This window comes from Hymenobacter rubidus (assembly GCF_016734815.1).
GTDB lineage: Bacteria > Bacteroidota > Bacteroidia > Cytophagales > Hymenobacteraceae > Hymenobacter > Hymenobacter rubidus.
In genome coordinates this window covers 1-5,274 of sequence record NZ_JAERQF010000068.1, presented here as the reverse complement: position 1 = coordinate 5,274, position 5,274 = coordinate 1, and the positions used below count along the sequence as shown (strand labels likewise).

General features: G+C 54.3%; 2 tRNA genes and 3 rRNA genes. All 5 read left to right on the top strand.

The features are described from left to right. Positions 1 to 44: 44 nt before the first annotated feature. Positions 45 to 1,560: ribosomal RNA gene (locus JKL48_RS22730) — 16S ribosomal RNA — on the top strand. A gap of 131 nt (positions 1,561 to 1,691) precedes the next feature. Continuing rightward, positions 1,692 to 1,765, top strand: a tRNA-Ile gene (locus JKL48_RS22725). A 36-nt stretch (positions 1,766 to 1,801) separates the two neighbouring features. Beyond that, positions 1,802 to 1,878, top strand: a tRNA-Ala gene (locus JKL48_RS22720). A 149-nt stretch (positions 1,879 to 2,027) separates the two neighbouring features. Next, positions 2,028 to 4,947: ribosomal RNA gene (locus JKL48_RS22715) — 23S ribosomal RNA — on the top strand. Between the two features lie 122 nt (positions 4,948 to 5,069). Beyond that, a 5S ribosomal RNA gene (rrf, locus tag JKL48_RS22710) occupies positions 5,070 to 5,181 on the top strand. The 16S, 23S and 5S rRNA genes sit together here with 2 tRNA genes alongside, the layout of an rRNA operon. Positions 5,182 to 5,274: the final 93 nt, after the last annotated feature.

The window sequence follows — 5,274 nt, the reverse complement described above, 5'->3', positions numbered from 1 at the left end:
GCACTCGACATCAGCCCATCTTCGGATGGGTGTAGAAGAATTTTACAATGGAGAGTTTGATCTTGGCTCAGGATGAACGCTAGCGGCAGGCCTAATACATGCAAGTCGAACGGTCGGTAGCAATACCGATAGTGGCGCACGGGTGCGTAACGCGTAACCAACCTACCCGAATCTGGGGGATAGCCCGCCGAAAGGCGGATTAATACCGCATAAAACTATAGACCGGCATCGGTTATTAGTTAAAGATTTATTGGATTCGGATGGGGTTGCGTGCCATTAGCTAGTTGGGGGGGTAACGGCCCACCAAGGCGACGATGGCTAGGGGAGCTGAGAGGCTGGTCCCCCACACGGGCACTGAGATACGGGCCCGACTCCTACGGGAGGCAGCAGTAGGGAATATTGGGCAATGGCCGAGAGGCTGACCCAGCCATGCCGCGTGCAGGATGAAGGCTTTCTGAGTCGTAAACTGCTTTTGCCAGGGAAGAAAAAAGGGGATGCGTCCTCTACTGACGGTACCTGGTGAATAAGCACCGGCTAACTCCGTGCCAGCAGCCGCGGTAATACGGAGGGTGCAAGCGTTGTCCGGATTTATTGGGTTTAAAGGGTGCGTAGGCGGTTCTTTAAGTCTGGGGTGAAAGCCCGTTGCTCAACAACGGAACTGCCCTGGAAACTGGCGAACTTGAGTACAGACGAGGGTGGCGGAATGGATGCTGTAGCGGTGAAATGCATAGATAGCATCCAGAACCCCGATTGCGAAGGCAGCTGCCTAGACTGTAACTGACGCTGAGGCACGAAAGCGTGGGGAGCGAACAGGATTAGATACCCTGGTAGTCCACGCCGTAAACGATGGATACTCGCTGGTGGCGATAGACGGTCACTGGCTTAGCGAAAGCGTTAAGTATCCCACCTGGGGAGTACGCCCGCAAGGGTGAAACTCAAAAGAATTGACGGGGGCCCGCACAAGTGGTGGAGCATGTGGTTTAATTCGATGATACGCGAGGAACCTTACCTAGGCTAGAATGCGCGTGACCGCCTCAGAGATGAGGCTTTCCTTCGGGACACAAAGCAAGGTGCTGCATGGCCGTCGTCAGCTCGTGCCGTGAGGTGTTGGGTTAAGTCCCGCAACGAGCGCAACCCCTATGGTTAGTTGCCAGCACGTAATGGTGGGGACTCTAGCCAGACTGCCTGCGCAAGCAGTGAGGAAGGCGGGGACGACGTCAGGTCATCATGGCCCTTACGCCTAGGGCTACACACGTGCTACAATGGACGGTACAGCGGGTTGCCAACCAGCGATGGTGCGCCAATCCCGAAAAGCCGTTCTCAGTTCGGATCGGAGTCTGCAACTCGACTCCGTGAAGCTGGAATCACTAGTAATCGCGTATCAGCAATGACGCGGTGAATACGTTCCCGGGCCTTGTACACACCGCCCGTCAAGCCATGAAAGTCTGGTAGACCTGAAGCCGGTGCTCCGCAACGAAGCCGGTTAGGGTAGAACAGGTAATTAGGGCTAAGTCGTAACAAGGTAGCCGTACCGGAAGGTGCGGCTGGATCACCTCCTTTCTGGAGCGGCGTTGCTCACGATGTTATGAGTAATTGATAGAGTAGCTTGGTACTTACTCTTTGTTTATTTCCTCATTCAAATGATTTTTGAATACGGATTCTACGTTTGCCTTCGGGTATCGTCGAAACCCGGGCTTGTAGCTCAGGTGGTTAGAGCGCTACACTGATAATGTAGAGGTCCGTGGTTCGAGTCCACGCAGGCCCACTGTAACTAGCGGGATTGCTGCTGGATACGAAACTCGGGGGATTAGCTCAGCTGGCTAGAGCACCTGCCTTGCACGCAGGGGGTCAACGGTTCGAATCCGTTATTCTCCACCATAGTGATACTGAATCAGCTTAATTGGAGCTTATTCACGAAGTCATCAAATACTAAGATGACAAACGTTCTTTGACGTAAGGGGTAACAAAAACGAAGCGTAGCGCGCTTGGTCATCTTCGGATGACAATCAACAAGTGTGATTACGAAACAAGAAGTAAGAAAGAGCACACGGGGGATGCCTAGGGTCTCAGAGGCGACGAAGGACGCGATAAGCTGCGATAAGCTGGGGGGAGGGGCACATACCCGTTAATCCTCAGATTTCCGAATGGGGCAACCCCGCACATGGAAGATGTGTGAGCCGACCGGCTTGACCGGCGGCGGCAAACGCAGGGAACTGAAACATCTAAGTACCTGCAGGAAAAGAAAATAACAATGATTCCCCAAGTAGTGGCGAGCGAACGGGGAGGAGCCCAAACCGGGTTGGTTACGGCCAATCCGGGGTTGTAGGGCCGCGACATCTGATTGAATCGAGGTAGCTGAAGCACTTGGGAAAGTGCACCATAGACGGTGAGAGTCCGGTAAGCGACACTTCTGATTCACGGTAGCGGTACCCTGAGTAGGGCGGGGCCGGAGAAACCCCGTCTGAAGCGAGCGGCACCATCCGCTAAGGCTACATACTCCTGAGACACCGATAGTGAACTAGTACCGTGAGGGAAAGGTGAAAAGAACCGGGAATACCGGAGTGAAAAGAACCTGAAACCGTGTGCTTACAAGCAGTTAGAGGGCTTTTGTGGCCTGATAGCGTGCCTTTTGCATAATGAGCCTACGAGTTACTCCTCCCCGGCAAGGTTAAGTGGTTGAAGCCACGGAGCCGCAGCGAAAGCGAGTCTGAACAGGGCGCGCAGTCGGGGGGGGTAGACGCGAAACTTTGTGAGCTACCCTTGAGCAGGTTGAAGGTGCCGTAACAGGCACTGGAGGACCGAACCAGTTTCCGTTGAAAAGGATTTGGATGACTTGAGGGTAGGGGTGAAAGGCCAATCAAACTGAGAAATAGCTCGTACTCCCCGAAATGTATTGAGGTACAGCGTCGGCGTTGAGGTCAGTGGAGGTAGAGCTACCAATAGGACTAGGGGGTGTCAGAGCCTACCGAATCCTGATGAACTCCGAATGCCACTGGCTATAGCCGGCAGTGAGGCCTGGGGTGCTAAGGTCCCCGGCCGAGAGGGAAAGAACCCAGACCAACAGCTAAGGTCCCTAAATCTAGATTAAGTTGAACAAAGGAGGTCCAGTTGCTTTGACAGCCAGGAGGTTGGCTTGGAAGCAGCCATTCCTTTAAAGAGTGCGTAACAGCTCACTGGTCGAGCGACCGGGCATCGATAATACGCGGGCATCAAATCTAGTACCGAAGCTTTGGATTTAGCTTGAAAGACAGCTAAGTGGTAGGGGAGCATTCTCCTTGCGGTGAAGCCGCGTCGTCAGGCGTGGTGGAGCGTGGAGAAAAGCATATGTAGGCATGAGTAACGATAATGGGGGTGCGAAACCCCCACGCCGATAGACTAAGGTTTCCAATTCAACGCTAATCGGAATTGGGTTAGTCGGGACCTAAGGGGCAGCCGAAAGGTGAACTCGATGGACAGCAGGTTAATATTCCTGCACTGATGAACAAAAGTGATGCAGTGACGCAGAAGTGAAAGCACCGCGGGCGGACGGAAGTGCCCGTTGAAGGCCGTAGATATAGGAGAGGTAGTTAAGTACGCCTTTTTTGTCGAAAGCTGATAGTACCGCACGACCTTCGGGTCACGCGGATAGTGTGCCTAATCCGACTGCCAAGAAAACCTGCTAAGCGTTTTAATTTGTTTATCACCCGTACCGCAAACCGACACAGGTAGTCAAGGAGAGCATCCTGAGGCGCTCGAGTGAATCACGGCCAAGGAACTCGGCAAAATGGACCTGTAACTTCGGGAGAAGGGTCGCTTCCTCGTTGCAAGACGAGAAGCCGCAGTGAAAAGGCCCAGGCGACTGTTTAACAAAAACACATGACTTTGCTAACGCGCAAGCGGACGTATAAGGTCTGACACCTGCCCGGTGCCGGAAGGTTAAGAGGGGAACTTAGTCGCAAGGCGAAGGTTTGAATCGAAGCCCCGGTAAACGGCGGCCGTAACTATAACGGTCCTAAGGTAGCGAAATTCCTTGTCGGGTAAGTTCCGACCTGCACGAATGGTGTAACGATCTGGGCGCTGTCTCAGCCGTGAGCTCGGTGAAATTGTAGTCTCGGTGAAGATGCCGAGTACCCGCCACGGGACGGAAAGACCCCGTGCACCTTTACTATAGGTTGCCATTGGTGTTGGGTTCAGTATGTGTAGCATAGGCGGGAGGCGCTGAGCCGGGGACGCTAGTTCTCGGGGAGCCGACGTTGAAATACCGCCCTTACTGTGCCTGATGCCTAATCCCAGGATTCTGGGAGACAGTGGCTGCTGGGTAGTTTGACTGGGGTGGTCGCCTCCAAAAGAGTATCGGAGGCTTTCAAAGGTCCGCTCAGTCCGCTTGGTAACCGGACGCAGAGCGCAATAGCAGAAGCGGGCTTGACTGTGAGGCCGACTAGCCGAGCAGGGTCGAAAGACGGATATAGTGATCCGGTGGTTCCGCATGGAAGGGCCATCGCTCAAAGGATAAAAGGTACGCCGGGGATAACAGGCTGATCTCCCCCAAGAGCTCATATCGACGGGGAGGTTTGGCACCTCGATGTCGGCTCGTCACGTCCTGGGGCTGGAGAAGGTCCCAAGGGTTCGGCTGTTCGCCGATTAAAGTGGCACGCGAGCTGGGTTCAGAACGTCGTGAGACAGTTCGGTCCCTATCTGTGGTGGGCGTTGGAAATTTGACAGGACCTGTCCTTAGTACGAGAGGACCGGGATGGACCAGCCGCTGGTGCGCCGGTTGTACCGCCAGGTGCAGCGCCGGGTAGCTACGCTGGGACGAGATAAGCGCTGAAAGCATCTAAGTGCGAAACTCCCCTGGAGATGAGATTTCCCAATTGAAGGCCCGTCGGAGATGACGACGTGGATAGGCGGCAGGTGAACAAGTGGAAACACAATAGCTGAGCCGTACTAAGTGGCCGAGGGCTTCTGGTAAGCACGCAAGTGCAGCGTCAAGCGCGCATCTTACGTTTCGTTTTTGTCCCCTTACGTCGAGTTATTGAGGGTTGCGCGCTTCTTCACAAAGAAGCCATCAGAACACCGCAACCCCCGCCAGCAATGGTGGCTTTAGCCCGGGTGTTCACCTCTTCCCATTCCGAACAGAGCCGTTAAGCCCCGGTGCGCCTATGGTACTGCCTTCACCGGTGGGAGAGTCGGTCGCCGCCAACCTTTTCAAAGGAAAATCCCCCTTGGACGCTTTCACCAGCAGCCAAGGGGGATTTTTGCTTGTGCCTTCCATGAAGAAGTTACTGACCTTCAATG